The 16,836-nt window shown below is 73.7% G+C and carries 9 protein-coding genes and 1 pseudogene; 5 read left to right on the top strand and 5 right to left on the bottom strand.

Annotated features, from left to right (window positions below):
* Nucleotides 1-7 precede the first annotated feature (7 nt).
* The 3 genes from CIK06_RS06210 to bcp all read right to left on the bottom strand — a co-directional run bounded on the left by CIK06_RS06210 (nucleotide 8) and on the right by bcp (nucleotide 10,196).
* Nucleotides 8-3,418 carry a hypothetical protein gene (locus CIK06_RS06210; RefSeq protein WP_095564017.1) on the bottom strand — a complete coding sequence of 1,137 codons (3,411 nt, stop codon included), beginning with the start codon at nucleotides 3,416-3,418 and terminating at the stop codon, nucleotides 8-10.
* Between the two features lie 47 nt (nucleotides 3,419-3,465).
* A complete protein-coding gene (locus tag CIK06_RS06215) occupies nucleotides 3,466-9,468 on the bottom strand; it encodes a neuraminidase-like domain-containing protein (RefSeq protein WP_095564018.1) in 6,003 nt (2,000 codons plus the stop codon).
* Nucleotides 9,469-9,719: 251 nt separating this feature from the next.
* A complete protein-coding gene (gene bcp, locus CIK06_RS06220) occupies nucleotides 9,720-10,196 on the bottom strand; it encodes a thioredoxin-dependent thiol peroxidase (RefSeq protein ID WP_095564019.1) in 477 nt (158 codons plus the stop codon).
* A 189-nt stretch (nucleotides 10,197-10,385) separates the two neighbouring features.
* On the opposite strand from bcp, the gene CIK06_RS06225 reads away from it, so the two are divergent.
* The 4 genes and pseudogenes from CIK06_RS06225 to CIK06_RS06240 all read left to right on the top strand — a co-directional run bounded on the left by CIK06_RS06225 (nucleotide 10,386) and on the right by CIK06_RS06240 (nucleotide 13,183).
* A complete protein-coding gene (locus CIK06_RS06225; RefSeq protein ID WP_198348121.1) occupies nucleotides 10,386-11,120 on the top strand; it encodes an energy-coupling factor ABC transporter permease in 735 nt (244 codons plus the stop codon).
* A complete protein-coding gene (locus tag CIK06_RS06230; RefSeq protein ID WP_095564020.1) occupies nucleotides 11,117-11,569 on the top strand; it encodes a PDGLE domain-containing protein in 453 nt (150 codons plus the stop codon). The genes CIK06_RS06225 and CIK06_RS06230 overlap by 4 nt, the downstream gene beginning before the upstream one ends.
* A gap of 6 nt (nucleotides 11,570-11,575) precedes the next feature.
* A pseudogene (gene cbiQ, locus CIK06_RS06235) lies at nucleotides 11,576-12,345 on the top strand (cobalt ECF transporter T component CbiQ).
* 52 nt (nucleotides 12,346-12,397) lie between these two features.
* A complete protein-coding gene (locus CIK06_RS06240) occupies nucleotides 12,398-13,183 on the top strand; it encodes an energy-coupling factor ABC transporter ATP-binding protein (protein ID WP_095564021.1) in 786 nt (261 codons plus the stop codon).
* 109 nt (nucleotides 13,184-13,292) lie between these two features.
* Here CIK06_RS06240 and CIK06_RS06245 read toward each other — a convergent pair whose 3' ends face one another.
* Together CIK06_RS06245 and CIK06_RS06250 are read right to left on the bottom strand one after the other, a co-directional pair.
* On the bottom strand, nucleotides 13,293-14,009 hold the full coding sequence (locus CIK06_RS06245; protein WP_095564022.1) for a thioredoxin domain-containing protein: 717 nt from the start codon (nucleotides 14,007-14,009) through the stop codon (nucleotides 13,293-13,295).
* The gene (locus CIK06_RS06250) at nucleotides 13,996-14,517 is read right to left on the bottom strand and encodes a MauE/DoxX family redox-associated membrane protein (RefSeq protein ID WP_095564023.1); all 522 of its coding nucleotides are present in this window, start codon (nucleotides 14,515-14,517) and stop codon (nucleotides 13,996-13,998) included. The genes CIK06_RS06245 and CIK06_RS06250 overlap by 14 nt, the downstream gene beginning before the upstream one ends.
* Nucleotides 14,518-14,995: 478 nt before the next feature.
* On the opposite strand from CIK06_RS06250, the gene CIK06_RS06255 reads away from it, so the two are divergent.
* Nucleotides 14,996-16,768: a copper resistance CopC/CopD family protein gene (locus CIK06_RS06255; protein WP_198348122.1), complete on the top strand. Its 1,773-nt coding sequence runs from the start codon at nucleotides 14,996-14,998 to the stop codon at nucleotides 16,766-16,768.
* Nucleotides 16,769-16,836 lie beyond the last annotated feature (68 nt).

Genomic DNA, 16,836 nt, shown 5'->3' on the forward strand with positions numbered 1-16,836 from the left:
GTCCTCCTCAGCCGTCGAGCCGGTAGCGCAGCAGCAGCACCAGGTCGGTCAGCCCGTCCGGGTCGGCGGCCAGCGTGAGCGGGGTGCCGAGCACCAGCGGGTCGCCCGAGCCGACGCACTGGTGCAGGTCGGCGTCCCGGTTCAGCGCCACCGGGGTGCCGTCCACCGTGATCTGGTACGTCGCCGGGTCGCCGTCCAGCCGCGCGTACCAGGTGGCCTGCTCCACCACCGGCTGCTGGTCGCGGGCCAGGTACGGCAGGTGCTCGGCGTCGACGGTGAGCTGGGTGCTCTGCTGCTGGTGCAGCTGCCACCACTGGTCGGGGAAGGCGTGCCGCAGGCTGTACGCCTGGAACAGGCCGCTCTGGCCGGCCACCGTGACCAGCTCGTTGAGCAGTTCCCGCAGCGACTCCTCGACCAGGCCGCGCAGCGTCGAGCCGCCGTCGCGGGCGGTGTAGCGCAGGTGCAGCACGACGTCGCTGATGGTGTCGTAGTCGAACTGCCGGACCGTGGCGGGCAGTTCCAGCCGCCAGGTGCCGATCGCGCCCTTGCCCTCGAACGGCAGGTAACGCTCGTCGGCGAAGTTCAGCTCGAACATCCCGCCGTCGGCCAGCCCGGTGCTGGTGGCGATCGACTCGATGCCGCCGATGTTGTACGCGAACCGGTCGTCGCCGGGCACCTCGGCGTACCGGTCCCGGGCCGTGGTGGCGCCCTGCCGGGCCGCGGTGCTGGTCCGGTACCGGTTGGCGACCAGCGAGAGCTTCGCGGTGACTGGCGTGTACGGCCCGGCCACGCACGGGATGGACAGGCCGACCGTGCGCAGCCGCCGGAAGTAGTGCCCCGGGTGGTCCAGGTCGAACAGCGCCTCGGGCACGGTGACCAGGCAACTGCCGGTGGCCCGCAGCTCGGCCAGCGCCGCCGGGTCGAGCTGGGCCAGCGACACGTGCCGGGTCAGCTCGCGTTCCCGGGCGTTGCGGTCCAGGTACGCGGCCTCCATCCGCTTGATGTCGTGCCGCAGCGTCTCGGCCACGGTCAGCCCCTTGCGCAGGCTGTCCCAGTAGCCGGGTTGCAGGAACGTGGCGTCGGTGCCCAACTCGTGCCCGAAGCACCGTTCGGCCTTCTTTGCGGTGTCGAACGCGAGCTGGTACGCCCCGAAGTAGACGGAGCTGGTCCGGTCCACCATCCACTGGTACAGCTCGGTGTTCGTGTACTTGCCGCGCAGGTACTCCTCGGTGGCGTGGGCGTTCTGCGTCTCCCGGTCGTGCGCCGCCAGTTCCTGCCGGAGCATGTCCAGGTGCAGCTTGCCGGTGGTGATCTGCTGGTCGAGCTGGGTCAGTTCGAGGCCGGCCAGCGCGGCCTGGTGGTCCCAGTCGTCCATCCGGCGGCGGTAGCCGCCCTGGGTGGCGGCCATCCCGGCGGCCTTGTCCAGGGCGCGGGCGATGGCCTCCAGGGTCATCACCGCGGAGTCGGCCGCCGCGCCGGCCTTGTCGCCGCCGATGGTGAGGGTGACCGTGGGGGAGCCGCCGAAGCCGGCCCCGCCGGCGGTGAAGTCGGGGATCAGCTTGAGCCCGCCGGAGAGGATGTAGCCGACCGCGATCGCCGCCTCGCCGACCAGCGAGACGCCGGACAGCGCGGTGGCGGTGATCTCCCAGGCGTTCATGTAGTCCCGGCCGGAGTAGTAGCTCTGCCGTTCCTCGATCACCTTGCGGCTCAGTTCCAGCGCCGCGATGTTCCCCTCGGCCTCGGCGATGGCGGCGAGCTTGACCTGGCGTACGGCGTCCAGCAGCGAGATCTCGTGCCCGGCGCGCAGCCGGGCCAGCGCCTCGGCGTCCCGCTTCTCCAGCGCCGCGAGCAGCCGGTCGCCCAGCTCACCGGCGTACCCGACGAGTTCGGTGGCCCGCTGGGCCAGCACCCGGAACCGGTAGTTGGGCAGCGGCGCGCCGAGCCCGGCCAGGAACGCCGACACCGACATGCCGGCCGCGGCGGCCCGGACCAGCGCCCCCGGGTCGATGGGCGGGGCGAAGAGCGCGAGCAGGCTCTGCACCCCGTCGATGTTCTGGCAGTTGCGGATCTTGAACAGCCGGTCGCCCACCAGGTCCCACAGCCGCAGCATCTCCTCGTTGGGCGGGATGCAGAAGTACAGCGCGGAGTAGCTGAGCGGGCTGGGCAGCTCGGCGCCGCCGTGCGGCAGCAGGTTCAGGTCGGGGATCAGGTTCTCCAGGTCCAGCAGCGCGTTGCCGAACAGGTCGACCTTGGCCTGGAGCTGGTTGACGGTCTCCGGGGCGGGGGCGACCAGCGGCGGCACCACGCTCGGCTTGGGCCCGAGCAGCTTGTCGGCCAGGATGTAGAGCCCGGTCGCCTGGGTGACGGACTCCCGGGTGAACTGCCGGAACAGCTGGTCGCCCCAGTCGACGAGGTTCCTGATGTAGTTGACCACCACGGCGAGCTGGTAGGCCACCGGCCGGCTGCGGGCCACCACGTGCGGGTTGAACGGCTTGGTCCGCCACTGCTGCACCGCGAACTTCAGGTCGGTGATGCTGGCCCCGGACGGGTCCGCGGCGATCGCCGTGAGGATGTCGCCGATCCGCTGCTGGACCAGTTCGGGCACGGTGGTCTGGAAGAACGGCTTGGTCACCCAGTACTTCTGCGGTGCGCTCGCGCCGTCGGCGGTGCCCACCGGGTTGAAGATGTGGTGGAACCAGTTCCGCGCCTCCTCGAACCGCTGGTCCCGGTTGAGCCGCAGCGCGATGTCGAACGGCAGGTGGTAGAACAGCTCCCAGTTGTAGCCGGCGTACGCGCCGTCGGCGGCGAAGTCGAGGTCCTCCACCGGGTACGGCCCGACCACCACCGGATCGGGCTGGTAGGTGGCGGCGAAGTCGAAGCCGGTGTTGGTCAGCTGGGTGGTCCGGCTCAGCAGCGCCGGCACGCCCGCCCGGTACGCGGTGGCCCGCAGGAAGCACAGCAGCGGGTGGTAGAAGTTCGCGAACCGCACCCCGTAGGACAGCGTCCGGTAGACGTCGAACTCGGCGGTCAGCCGGTGGTACTCCGGGTCCTCGGTGAGCGCCTGCACCGCCGCGGCCAGGTCGTGCGCGGGGTCCTCGACGTACACCTGAAGGTACTTGACCAGCAGCGCGAGCACGTCCCGGACGAACTGGTCCACGTCGCTGTAGGTCTTCCCGGTCCGCGTGTCCGGATCCCGCGCCTCCCGGTCGTGGAAGCCGGGGATGATGACGTACCCGCGGTCGTAGTCGCCGTAGAAGTACGGCATCAGGGTGCCCAGCGGCAGCGTGGGGCGGCGCTGGTGGGTGGCCCGGGACGCCTCGCCGCCGCCGGCCCAGAGCCCGAGCAGCAGCACGATCCAGTCCAGCAGCGACATCTGCATCGGGTACGTCACCCGGAACCGGCCCGGGGTCTGCGCCACAAGCGTCTGGTAGGCGCCGTGCAGCGCCGTGCCGATGGCCAGGTCGTTCAGTTCCCGGGGACCCGTTCGGTGAACCGTTCGGCCAGCAGTTCGGTCTCCCGGAACACCGGCGACAGCAGCACGCCGCCGGAGCCGCCGCCGGGCACCGGCTCGGGGTAGCCGCGGCATCCGGTCAGCGCGAACGACCCGACGAACGCGCCCCCGGTGACCAGGCTGATCGCCTGGCCGGCGCCGCCGGCCGCGTAGGCGAAGCAGTTGAACTCCTCGACCGCGGGCAGGTCCTCCCAGTAGCCGCTGGCCGGGTGGTACAGCGCCTCCTTGGAGATCTTCTTGGGCTGCCAGCGGCCCTGCGCCCGTTCGCCGATGGCCAGCTGGATCCGCCACCGCCGGCGCGGCCGGTCGGTCTCGGTGCCGCCCGGCGGGATGCCGTCCGGGTCCGGCACCGTCGCGGTGGCGGCGGTGTCCACCTCCTCGGTGAACACCGGCCAGGCCAGGGTGAGCCGGCTGTTGCGGTCGAAGGCGAGCAGGTGGTCGCCGGCGATGTCCAGCGGCACCCGGGTCCACGGCGTCCAGGACCGTTCCTGCTCGAACTGCCGGTGGTAGTAGACCGCCGGGTCGCCGCCGCGGGTGCGCGCGAAGACGTGCATGACGTGCCGGTCGTGCTGGTAGTAGCAGGCCATCACGTCCAGGTGCGCCAGGTCGTCCAGCTTCTCCAGGTACGCGATGGTGGCGTTCTCCACCGCCAGGTCGGTCAGCTCGTCCTGCTGCAACTGGTCGTCCAGCTCGATGAACAGCTCCGACCGGTCGTCGCGCAGCTCCGGCAGGATCCAGTTCTCCGGATACAGGAAGATCTTCCGGTTGGCCTCCCACACCCGGTAGTTGGCCATCCAGTTCCACTGTTCCCAGGCCGGGTCCTCGGTGACCGCCGCGACGCTGTCCGGCTCCAGACCCAGCAGGCAGCGCTGCACGAACAGCTGCACGGTGGCGTGCGCCTGCACGATCCGGGACGTCACCATGCAGGCGCCCATCTCGACGTCGATGAGGAAGTGGTCGTACAGGTCGGTGCTGTCCCGCAGCGCCGGGTTGTCGGCCAGTAGGTACGCCACCAGCGCGTCCCGCTTGGCGCCGCGCAGCCGGTCCTGCACCCCCTGGAGCACCCCGAACCACTCGGCCTCGGCGTAGCGCGCCTTGAGCGCCTGCCGCATGGTGGCCGCCTCGGCGGCCGTGGTGACCGGCTGCGCCAGCGGCACGGCCGCGGCCACCGGCAGGCCGAGCCGGCGCAGCAGGGTGAGCGCGCCGGCCAGCCGGCCGACCGTGGCCGGCGCCCGGTACGCGCTCAGGTCGACCGCCGAGAGCCCCAGGTGGGTGTCCAGGTCGGCGAGCACGGCCTCGTCCCAGCCGCCGAGCCGGGCCAGGTGGCCGTGCACCTGCCCGGCCGTGCTGCCGCCGGCCAGGACCAGGTCGAACAGGCCGTACGCGGTCCACGGCGCGGCGGCGTCCAGCGGGTTGGCCACCGGCGGGTACGCGCGGGCCAGCTCGACCCCGCCGGCCAGCGCGATCCAGCTCTCCAGCGACGCGGGCGGCTCGCCGGTCTGGTACGGCAGCGCGTCGGGGGCGAGCCAGCCCAGCGGCCCGGCGTTGGCCAGCAGCCAGTCGAGGTCGGTGTCGGTCAGCCGCAGCTGTTCGACCAGCCGGGCCAGCACGTGCAGCAGGCGCAGCGCCCGGTACTGCTCGTCGAAGGCGGCCGGGGTCACCGCGGGCGGCGCCGGCGGGTCGTTGACCTGGTCCACCAGCGCGTCGTCGGTGAGCACCGCCAGCAGCGGCCGGGTCGGCGGCGCGCCGGGCAGCGCCGCGCCGGCCAGCACCGTGGCGGCGGCCTGCGCCGAGAGGCCGAACGTGTCGGCGACCGCGCCGACCGCCAGGTCCCGCTTGCCGGCCGCGTACGCCTGCTCCCAGAGCGCGCCGGTGATCGCCAGCAGCAGCGCGGTCTGCTGCGCCGGGGTGGGGTCGGCCACCACCGCGGCCTTGATCGCGGTGGTGTCCAGCAGCGCCGCGAGCCGGTCGTCGACGAGCTGGCGGGCCTCGACGAGCGTCCCGGTCCAGCCGCCGTCCACCATGGCGGCGAACGCCGCCAGGTCGGCCTCGGTGACCCCGGGTACGGCGGCCAGCAGCGCCCGCATCCCGGGCAGGTTCTCCTGCGCCGGTGCGGCCGGATCCACCGCCGGCCGGGTGGCCGCGTAGCCGGCCTGGTAGCCGGCCTGCAACCCGGTGAGCACGGCGGTGAGCGCCGCCTCGGGCAGGTCCCGGGCGGCCAGGTCGTCGGCCTCGTGCCGCAGCAGGTAGCGCAGGTCCGCCGGCCGGATCCCGGAGCCGACCCGGGCCGCGTCGAACCGGTCCACGAAGGACAGCGCGGCGGCCGGGCCGGCCAGCGGGTCGGTCCCGGTCAACCCCGTCATGATCAGGTACTCGGCCGCGGTGAGCCCGAGCGCGCGGGCCAGCACGGTAGCGGCGTACACCGCGTGCAGGTTGGCGAAGCTGACGATCGCCGGACCCGGCAGGGCGGCCACCAGCAGCGCGGTGTCCGGCGCCGTGGCGCCCAGGCAGGTGGCCAGGTACGCCTCGTGCGCCGACAGCGGCTCGCCGGAGCCCGGGGTGCCCTGCTCGGCCAGCTCGCTGGCCAGCACGGCTTCCGGGGCGAACGCCGGGTCAGGCGGCCCGTTGCCGGCGTTGCCGAACAGCTCGCGGTGGCGCGCCTCGTCCAGCGGGGCGAACAGGTCGACCACCCGGCCCAGCGGCAGTCCCAGCCGGGTGGCCAGCCGGTGCAGCCCGGTCAGCGCGATCAGCAGGTCGTCGTCCAGGGTGCCGCCGCCCAGCGCGTCGGCCCGGATCGCCCGGTCCAGCAGCGCCGGTGTCCAGGCCGCGCAGCCGGGGGCGCGCAGCAGCCGCAGGAACCGGTGCAGCCGGTCCAGCCGCGGGTCGGTGAGCTGCTCGATCCGTTTCCGGCTCAGGTCGCAGCCGGTGTCCAGGTGCTTGACGAACATCGCGTCCCCGGGGTTCACCCAGGGCAGCGCGAGCAGTTCGGTAAGCGCCCGGTAGTCCAGCCCGGACCGGTGCAGGAAGTTGTCCACCCGGGCGATCCCGCCCAGCGGGCCGAGCGGGGCCGTGTTCCAGATTCCCGCCTGTCCGGCGGCGTCGGGGGTCACCACGAGCTGCCGCTGCGCGGCGCTGAGCCCCAGTTCCTCGGCGGCGATCGCCGCCGGGGACGGTCCGGCCGGCACGCGCAGTGCCCGCATCAGCTCCGCCCGCGGGATCCCGAACTGGCCGAAGTACGCCCGGGTCTCCTCGTGCGCCAGGTCGAACGGGAGCGCGAACGCGTACCGGCTGGCGGCCAGCGTGGCGTACGCGGCGGCGTTCACGTACTGCGGCGCGGCGGCCAGTTCGGCGGCGGTGCCGGTGCTCTGGCGCAGCCGGCGGACCCGCCAGCCGGTGCCGTCCGGGCTCAGCTTGGCCACCACCCCGGCGTCGCGGACCACCCGGGCGCCGGTCAGGTCCGGCTCGTACACCAGGGACCGGTCGGTGAACGCCCAGCCCTGGCCCTGCAACAGGGCCAGCAGCGCGGCCGAGGGCGCCTCCACCGGGTGCGCGCCGGCGCTGACCGGGCCGGGGAACGCCGCCCCCACCTCGGGCGCCACGGCCTCCTCCAGCAGCTCGCACACCAGATCCAGGTACGGCACCGGCAGGTCGGTGTTCTCGCAGTTCAGATCCAGGTCGCCGAGGTCCGGCCGGCGGGCGTACAGCACGTCCCGGGCCACCTTGGTGGCCGGACCCGGGGTGTCCGCGTCGGTGACCAGCCGGTTGCCCAGGAACTGCAGCACGTCCACCAGGTACGCCGCGGCGCTGTGCACGCTGCGGCACGGCTCGCAGTAGCACGAGTCGGCGAGCCGGAACAGGCTGGCCAGGTTCGGAAAGTCCGCGGTCACCGGCGCCAGGGCGCTGAGGGCGCCGCCGCCACCGCCGCCACCGCCGGCACCACTGCTGCTGCTGCTGCTGCTGCCGCTGCCGCTGCCGCTGCCGCTGCTGCCGCTGCCGCTGCCGCCCAGCGCCCGGACCGGCAGCGACCGGGCCGCGGCCTGCAACTCCCCGGCCAGCAGCCCGCTGGCCAGGTGCACGTCGACGGCCGCGCGGTAGACCGACCGGGCCTGTTCGGCGGTGAACGTGCCGGTGCCGGTGGCGGTGGCCACGAACCGCGGCTCGCCGAGGGCGTGGATCCGGGCCGCGGACGGCACGCCCGCGGCCAGCAGCGCGGTGGTCTGCCGGTACGTCGGGGCCAGCTTGAAGATCCGCTGGGTCGCCTTGATCGTCGGCCCGCCGGCCCGCACGTGCGGCGGCTGGTCCCGCAGCAGCCGCTGCACGTTGCCGGTGGCCAGGTCGAAGTCGGGGTGGGCGGTGAGCAGGTCCAGCACGGCGTCGCGGTGCGCGCCGAACGCCGCTCGGGCGCCGGTGTCGCCGGCCGGTGCCGCGCCGGGAATGTCGCCGCGGGCCGCTCCGGTGCCGCGGGCCGCTCCGGTGCCGCGGGCCGCTCCGGTGTCGCCGGCCGCGCGTTCGAGCTGGGCGGTGAACGCCGTGGTGGGGTAGCGCCGCTCCAGCCGGCGGGCCAGCGCCCCGGCGTGCAGGTCGACCAGTTCCGCCCGCAGCGGCTGGCCGGCCACCCGCAGGTCCGCCGTGGTCTCGCCGAGCACCCGCCGCCAGTCCGCGGGGGCCAGCCGGGCCAGCCGGCGCACGTCCGCCGGCCGCTCGATCCCCTCGTGCGCGCGGATCCGGTCGATGATCGTGTCGTGGTAGCCGAGCACGTCGGCCAGCACGCCCGAGGCGCCGGCCGCCTCGGCCGCGGCCCGGTCCGGGAACACGCCGGCCTCGGCCAACCGGCCGATCAGCCCCGGCAGGTCGCCCGAGGCGTCGACCGAGAGGATGTCCCGGACCCGGTCGTGGGCACCGTCGACGAGGAACCGCTCGACCCGCTCGTACAGCACCTTCGGCCGTTCCTCGGCGACGTACGCCTCGGCCTCGGGGCGGACCCGGGCCAGCTTCTCCAGGATCCGGTCCAGCTCGCCGAGCAGGTCCTCGGGGACGTACCGGTGCGCCACCGCGGCCGTGACGGCGTCCCGGACGGTCTCCGGCGCGAGCAGGGCGATGTCGTAGTACAGCGGTCGCAGCTCGGTGTTCAGGTCGACGTCGAACCGCGCCAGCGCCGCCCCGGTCGGGCTCGCGGTCAGCAACGTCCGCTCGGCGAACAGCGCGTACCCGAACACGGCCGACAGCCGGTACGCGGCGGCCAGCTTCTGCGCCACGCCGAAGTGCGCCAGCGCGGTGGCCGGCAGCCCGGTCTCGCCGGCCAGGAAGGTGACATCCTGGATCTCGTCGTCCTGCCGCAGGTCCGCCGGCGGCACCTCGCCGAGCAGCGGCACCACCGCGGCGAGGATCCGCTCGTACTCGCTGCGCTCCCGCTCGCCGCCGCCGGAGAGCTCCACGTTCAGCACGGCCAGCTCGGGGGCGTTGAACAGCACCGCGCTCAGCGGCGGGTCGAACAGCGTCCGGTTCCCGGCGAGGACCCGGACGAACAGGTCCGCCGATCGCTTCTCGAACCGGGCGAACCGGTCCCGCGAGTAGTCGACCCGGTAGGTCCCGTCGTCCCCGGTGATCGCCTCGCCGAGCTGCTCGGCGCTGCGCAGGTCGCGGTCGAAGGCGTCGACCCGCAACTGCGGCGCCGGCTGCCCGTCCGCCCAACAGACCCGGCCCACCACCGTGAACCGGGTGGCCGGCTCGGCCAGCACGACCTGCACGGCGTCCCGGGTCGCGCCGTCGACCGTCCCGGTCACCGGCAGGCCGTACGCGCGCTGGAGTTCGGCGACGCCGCGGCGGGTGGTCGGGCCGTACCGGGCGTCGACCAACTCGTCGGTGGCCACCTCGCCGACGATCCGCAGCAGCGCCACGTGCAGCCGCCGGATGTCCTCGTTCGGGCGGTTGTGGGATTGCTGCACCGGGCCGGTCATGCCTGCCTCCGTTTCTCCGGCGGCAGTGGACCGAACCGGTCCGGCCGCGACGTACGGGCATCGTGGCGGACCCTGGGCACGGTCGGCAGCGGTGTGTCGAGTATCTGGCTCCAGGCGTGGCTGAACAGCGGCAACGCCTGCCGGGACGGTCGGCGGATCCGTCCGCAACCGTCCACAATGAGCCGGTCGGCGGTATCAGGCGACCCGGAAACGCACTCCCGGGCAGCGCGCCTCCGGGTCCCCGGCGCGGGTCAGTCCAGGCCGAGATCCCGGCGCAGCTTCGCGACGTGCCCGGTGGCCTTGACGTTGTACATCGCCCGCTCGATCCGGCCCGCCGGGTCGATCACGAAGGTCGAGCGGATCACCCCGGTCACCGTCCGGCCGTAGGACTGCTTCTGCCCGTACGCCCCGTACGCCGTCAGCACGGCCTTGTCCTCGTCGCTGACCAGCGGGAAGGTCAGCGCGTCCCGGTCGCGGAACTTCGCCAGCTTGGCCGGTTTGTCCGGTGAGATGCCGACCACCTCGTAGCCGGCCGCCTGGAGCGAGGCGAGCGAGTCGCGGAAGTCGCACGCCTGCTTGGTGCAGCCGGGCGTCATGGCCGCGGGGTAGGCGTACAGCACGACCCGGCGACCGCGCAGGTCGGCCAGGGCGAGCCGCCCGCCGTCGTCGGTGGGCAGGGTGAAATCCGGCGCGGGGTCGCCGGGGGAGAGGCGGATCGGCTCGGTCATGCCGCAGACCCTATCGCCGGCGGCCGGTCGCCGGCCGGCGGCACCGCGGACCTGACCGCCGGCGTCACGGGCCTGGTCGGGGTGGAGTGGCGGCCGCGGACGGGCTTGTTGCAAAATACTGGCAACAGCATCGGAGTGGTGCGACGGCGACCGCCGACGGACGGCCCCCGGTGCGGTAGGGGAGGACGTGTGACAACCGTCGCGATGCACATCTCGAACGGGATCATCAACGGTCCCGTGGCCGCGGTCTTCGCGGCGTTCGCGCTGGCCGTGCTCACCCTGTGCGTGCTGCGCGGCCGCCGGGACCTGGACGACCGGCTGGCCCCGATGGCCGGGCTGGTGGCGGCCTTCATCTTCGCGGTGCAGATGCTCAACTTCCCGATCTTCACCGGCGCGGTGAGCGGTCACCTGCTCGGCGGCGCGCTCGCGGCGATGCTGGTGGGACCCTGGGTGGGCGCGCTCTGCGTGGCGGTCGTGCTGATCGTGCAGGCGCTGGTGTTCGGCGACGGCGGGGTCGCGATGCTCGGCCTCAACATCACCAACATGGCGATCGTCGGCACCGCGGCGGCGTACCTGCTGATCGCCCTGCTGCTGCGTACCCTGCCGCGGACCCCCACCGGCCTCGCGGTCACCGCCTTCGTGGCCTCGGTGGCCAGCGTCGTGGTCGCCTCCCAGGGCTTCGTCCTGGAGTACTGGCTGGGCGGGACCACCGACCTGGGCAGCGGGCTGGGCGGGCTGGCCGCCACCATGGGCGGCGCCCACCTGCTGATCGGGATCGGCGAGGGCCTGATCACCGCGACCACCGTGGTCACCGTGGCCCGGGTGCGACCCGACCTGGTGTACGCGCTGCGCGGCCTGCGCCGGGCCGACCCGAGCATGCCCGCCGGCGCCGAGCCGGTCCCGAGCAACGGAGGTACCCGATGAGCAAGCGGCTGTGGGCGTTCCTCGGCGGCGGACTGCTGGTCGCGCTGCTGCTGGCCGGCGTGGTGAGCAACTTCGCCTCCCCGCACCCGGACGGGCTGGACGCGTCGCTGCGCAAGGGCTGCACGGTCGACGCCGACGACAACATCACCGGCGGCAGCTGCCCGGCCCAGCAGGCCAAGGACAACGAGCTGGCCGGCCCGCTGGCCGACTACGGCATCCGGGGCATCGACAACCCGTACCTGTCCACCGGGCTGTCCGGGGTGATCGGCGTGCTGATCACCTTCGCCATCGGCGGCGGCGTGTTCTGGCTGGTCCGCCGCCGCGGCGGCGCCGGCCGGGACACCGGCACCGGCACCGGGTCGGGCGCCGGGTCCGACCCCGGGTCCGGGTCCGGTCGGGCGGCGGACGCGATGGCGCCGGCCGCGCCGGCCGCACCGGCCGAGGGCTAGGCGGCGGTGGGCGCCGGGCACGGGCACGCGCTGTACCTGGACCACGCCTCGCCGGTGCACCGGCTGCCGCCGGAGGTCAAGATCGTGGCCATGGTGGCGTTCACCCTCGCGGTGGTCGCCACCCCCCGGCCCGCCTTCTGGGCCTTCGGCGGCTACGCGGTCCTGGTCGCCGTGGTCGCCGCGCTGGCCCGGGTGCCGGCCCGCTGGCTGCTCACCCGCTCGCTCATCGAGCTGCCGTTCGTGCTGTTCGCGGTGGCGCTGCCGTTCCTGGGCCGGGGGAGCGGGTCGACTGGCTGGGCCTGTCGCTGTCGGTGGACGGCCTGTACGGCGGTTGGAACATCGTGGCCAAGGGCACCCTCGGGGTGCTGGCCTCGCTGCTGCTGGCCGGCACCACCACCATGCGGGACCTGATCCTCGGCCTGGACCGGCTGCGCTGCCCGCAGATCCTCACCCAGATCGCCACGTTCATGCTGCGCTACCTGGACGTGCTGGTCGGCGAGGCCCGGCGGATGCGGGTGGCCCGGATCTCCCGGGGCGACGACCCGCGCTTCCTGTGGCAGCTGCGGGGGTTCGCCGCCGGGGTCGGCGCGCTGTTCCTGCGGGCCTTCGAGCGGGGCGAGCGGGTGTACCTGGCGATGGTCTCCCGCGGCTACACCGGCCGGATGCCGCCGGTCTGGCGTACGGCGGGGGCCGCCAGCGCCGCCGAATGGGCGATCGGGGCCGCTGTACCGGTGCTGGCCGCCGGCATCGCGGCGGCCGCGCTGGTGCTGTCGTGACCGGCCGGTGTTGTCGTGACCGGCCCGGTGCTGTCGTGCCCGGCGGAGTGCCATGATCGATGACGTGCAGACTCCCGCCTCGCTGGACGTCCGGGGCGTCCGGTACGCCTACCCGGACGGCCACGTCGCGCTGCACGGCGTGGACCTGACGGTGCCCCGGGGCGACCGGGTCGCCCTGCTCGGCCCGAACGGGGCCGGCAAGACCACGCTGGTGCTGCACCTGAACGGCATCCTCACCCCGGCCGCCGGGACGGTGACGGTGGGCGGGCTCGCGGTCGACCGCGGCCGGGACACCCTCGCCGAGGTCCGCCGCCGGGTCGGCATCGTCTTTCAGGACCCGGACGACCAGCTCTTCCTGCCGACCGTCGCCGAGGACGTCGCGTTCGGCCCGGCCAACCTCGGGCTGCGCGGGCCGGAACTGGCCGCCCGGGTCGACGAGGCCCTGGCCGCGGTCGGCATGCGGGAACACCGCGACCGGGCGCCGCACCATCTGTCGTTCGGGCAGCGGCGCCGGGTCGCCGTGGCCACCGTGCTGGCCATGCGGCCGGAGATCCTCGTACTGGACGAGCCCTCGTCCAACCTCGACCCGGCGGCCCGGCGGGAGCTGGCCGAGATCCTGCGGGGGCTGCCGGTGACGCTGCTGATGGTCACCCACGACCTGCCGTACGCGCTGGAGCTCTGCGACCGCTCGGTGGTGCTGGACGCCGGCCGGATCGTGGCGGACGGTACGACGGCGGACGTGCTGGCGGACGCGGACCTGCTGCGCCGGCACCGGCTGGAACTGCCGTACGGCTTCGACCCGCGACTGGCCGCCGCCCAGCTCGGCACCCGCCGCTGACGCACCGGGCGGTGTTCGCCGCGCCGGGCGGCGCTCCCCGTACCGCCGAAGCACCGGGTGGTGGCGGTGGGGGCCGTGGTTGAACCCGGCCCCCACCACACTCCTACTTCTACTTCGCGGCCTCGTCCACCGCGGCCGTGATGTTCTCCGGGGTCGGCGTGTCGACCTTCTTGCCGTTCACCAGCACGGTCGGGGTTCCGGTCACGCCGGACTTGGTGGCGGCGTCGGTGACCTTCTGCGTCCAGCCCTTGTACTTCTGGCTGCGGACGCAGTCGGCGAAGTCACCGTCGGAGATGCCGGCCTGGGTGCCGATGTCGACGAGCTGGTCGTTGGTCAACCCGTCGCCACCCTCGGGCGGCTGCTGGGCGAACAGCGCCTTGGCGAAGTCCCGGTACTTCCCGGTGGGCACCGAGCAGCCGGCCGCCGCCGCGGACCGGGTGGAGTAGTTGGTGGAGGAGTACCGGTCCAGGATGGCGATCGGGTGGTACAGCACCTTCACCTTGTTGTCGGCCACCAACTGGTCGACGGTGGCGCCGGACTGCTCCTCGAACTGCTTGCAGACCGGGCACTGGAAGTCCTCGTAGATGTCCAGGGTCACCGGCCCGGAGCCGATCGCGACGGCCGTACCGTCGGCGACCGTGTCGGGCGGCGCCGTGGTGTCGACGGGCCGCTGGCTGGACCACACGCCCCAGCCGATCAGCCCGGCGATCAGCAGCACCGCCACCGCGGTCACCGAGGTCCACAGGGTGCGCCGGCGGCGCTGCTCCCGGGCGAGCTGTTCGCGGACCATCCGCGCCGAGCTCTTCTGGCCCTTACGACTGCTCATCGGTCTCCTCTTCGGTCGGGTCCTGTGCGATGAAGCCGTCCACCGACACCCGCGTGCGCGGCCAGGTCAGCAGGAAACCGGCGAGTATCAGGAAGCCGAGATCCCGCAGGATCTCCGTGCCGTACGCCGGGCTCTCGCCGGCGCCGAGCTGCCCGCCGCTGCCGAAGCAGCCGCAGTCGATGGACAGGCCGCGTGCCCAGGCCGAGGTGATTCCGGCGATGAAGACGACGAGCAGGCCGGCGGCCACCCCGGCGGCCAGTCGGGTGGCCAGGCCGAGGACCAGCAGTACGCCGAGGGCGAGTTCGATGAACGGCAGCGCGGCGCCGAGAACGGTCGCCGCCTCGTAGGGAAGTATGCGGTAGGCGTTGACGGCGCGGCCGGAGCCGGCCAGGTCGCCGACCTTGGTGCCGCCCGCGACCAGCCACACGGTGGCGAGGCCGAGCCGGACCAGGGTGCCCAGCCAGGGGCGCACGATGGGCCACCGGGCGGTTGCGGTGGAGGTCGTCACGTCGGTTAGTCGTTTCGGTAGGTGGACGGGTTCCCGGACATGATCAGTCTGCCCGCGGTGCGCCGGTGGCGTCCACCATGCGGTGCGGGGCGGGGGCCACGGGCGTCGGCGCGGGTCGGGGCGGGGATCACGACAATCGAGGGTACGCGCGCCGGCCGCCCACGGCTGCGCCCTTCGGCACCTGCTGTCCGGTTCGAGGTCACCGGCGCGTCCGAAGTCACCGACGGGGTCGACTCACCGACGGGGTCGACTCACCGACCGGGCCGGCTCGCCGACGGGCCCGCGTCAGCCGGCGCGTTCGAGTCACCGGCACGGAACTTTTCCGGACCGGATCGCGACTACCGACCATGCGGGGTGTCGGATCATCGAAGATTGAGAATTTTCCTCGATGGATCCGGATGATTTGCGGTGTTAAGCGGCATTCCCCCGGCGCTCCGTCGTACCCGCGGCGCACGGCCGGGCGGGCCGATCGGCGAACATGTCCGCTATGACCCCTGCGAAGCACCCCCGGGCCGCGCGGGCCGCCGCGGCCATCGGCCTGCTGCTGGTGGCGCTCGCCGCGCTGTTCGGGCCGGCGACGCCGGCCAGCGCGCACGCCGTCCTGCTCGCCAGCAGCCCGCCCAACGGCGCGGTCGTGGCATCCGCCCCGACCGAGGTGGTGCTCACGTTCAGCGAGAGCATCCGGGCGGTGCCGGACCGGATCCGGGTCATCGGCCCGGACGGCAGCCGGGCCGACCGGGGCCAACCCGAGGTCTCCGGCGCACAGTTGACGATCAAGGTCGACCCGGCGGCGCCCCGGGGAACGTACCTCGTGACGTACCGGATCATCTCCGCGGACAGTCACCCGGTGGCCGGCGGCTACACCTACTCGGTGGGTGAGCCCTCCGCGCCGCCCACCGACACCCAGGGCGGCAACCGGGTCGATCCGGCCGTGACGGCCGCGGTCAGCACCGCGAAGTACGTCGGGTACGCGGGGCTGGCACTGCTGGTCGGGCCGGTCATGGTGCTGAGCCTGCTGTGGCCCCGCCGGCTGTCCCGGCGCGGACCGATCCGGCTCGCCCACACCGGCGCCGCCCTGGTGGCGCTCGCGACAGTGGCCGCCGTGTGGTTGCAGATGCCCTACGCCAACGGCGGCGGCGTCTTCGCGGTCGGCGGGTCCGAACTGGCGGACGTGCTCGGCAGCACGTTCGGTGCGGCCCACCTGGTCCGGCTGGGACTGCTGGCGGCCACCGCGATCCTGCTCCGGCCGGCCCTGACCGGCAGCGCCGGTCGCACCGACGCGATCCTGCTGCTGCTACTCGGCGGCGCCGGCCTGGGCACCTGGGCGCTGGCCGGACACCCGGCGGCCTCGCCGGTGCCGGTGATCTCCGTCCTGGTCGACATGGTGCACGTCGGGAGCATGGCGGTCTGGCTCGGCGGGTTGGTGATGCTCGCCGCCTTCCTGCTGCCGCGGGCCAACGGGCGGGAACTCGTGGCGATCCTGCCGATCTGGTCGCGCTGGGCCGCCGCCGCGGTCACCGCGCTGCTGGTGGCCGGCACCGTGCAGGCGCTGATCGAGGTGGGCACCCTCGCCGCGCTTGTGGACACCACGTACGGCCTGCTGCTGCTGGCCAAGATCGGCCTCTTCGGCCTGGTGATCGGCGTGGCCGCGCTGTCCCGCCGGCACGTCCAGCGCTACGCCGGTGTCGGCATCGACGCGATCACCGGAACCGATGCCGATGCCGTCGCCGGAAGCGGCGCCGTTGCCGGAACCGATGACGGTGCCGACGGTCCGCACGGCCCGGCCCAGGACACCGACCGGCCGGCCGGACTGCGCCGGCTGGTACTCGCGGAGATCGCCGTGGTCGCCGTGGTGCTGGCGCTCTCGGCCACCCTGGTGCAGCAGACCCCGGGCCGCAGCACGGCCGAGACGGGCGGCGCGGGCGGCGCGGAATACTTCTCCACCAGCCTCACCAGCTCGCTCTACACCCTCCAGGTCGAGGTGGACCCGGCCCGGGCCGGCAACAACAGCCTGCACCTGTACGCGTACACCAAGGACAACACCCCGCAGCGGGTACTGGAATGGAAGGCCACCGCCGGCCGGCCCGACCAGGGCGTCGAGCCGATCACCATCCCGCTGCTGGCGATCGGCGACAACCACGCCACCGGGGAGATCAGCCTGCCCACGCCCGGCCCCTGGCAGTTCCGGTTCACCCTGCGCACCACGGACATCGACCAGGCCACCGTCACCGCCACCGTCCCGATCCGCTAGAGGTAGTGACCATGAGGAATGCTGGCTCTTCGAAGTTGAGCGGGGTGCGCTGATCGATCCGGCCCGGA

The sequence above is a fragment of the Plantactinospora sp. KBS50 genome, from assembly GCF_002285795.1.
In the GTDB taxonomy this organism is placed as follows: Bacteria; Actinomycetota; Actinomycetes; order Mycobacteriales; family Micromonosporaceae; genus KBS50.

Excerpts from the sequence above, each read along its gene's own strand:
- CIK06_RS06215 (WP_095564018.1), bottom strand. The coding sequence starts at position 9,468 with ATGACCGGCCCGGTGCAGCAATCCCACAACCGCCCGAACGAGGACATC.
- CIK06_RS06245 (WP_095564022.1), bottom strand. The coding sequence starts at position 14,009 with ATGAGCAGTCGTAAGGGCCAGAAGAGCTCGGCGCGGATGGTCCGCGAA.
- CIK06_RS06240 (WP_095564021.1), top strand. The coding sequence starts at position 12,398 with ATGATCGATGACGTGCAGACTCCCGCCTCGCTGGACGTCCGGGGCGTC.
- CIK06_RS06255 (WP_198348122.1), top strand. The coding sequence starts at position 14,996 with ATGTCCGCTATGACCCCTGCGAAGCACCCCCGGGCCGCGCGGGCCGCC.
- bcp (WP_095564019.1), bottom strand. The coding sequence starts at position 10,196 with ATGACCGAGCCGATCCGCCTCTCCCCCGGCGACCCCGCGCCGGATTTC.
- CIK06_RS06230 (WP_095564020.1), top strand. The coding sequence starts at position 11,117 with ATGAGCAAGCGGCTGTGGGCGTTCCTCGGCGGCGGACTGCTGGTCGCG.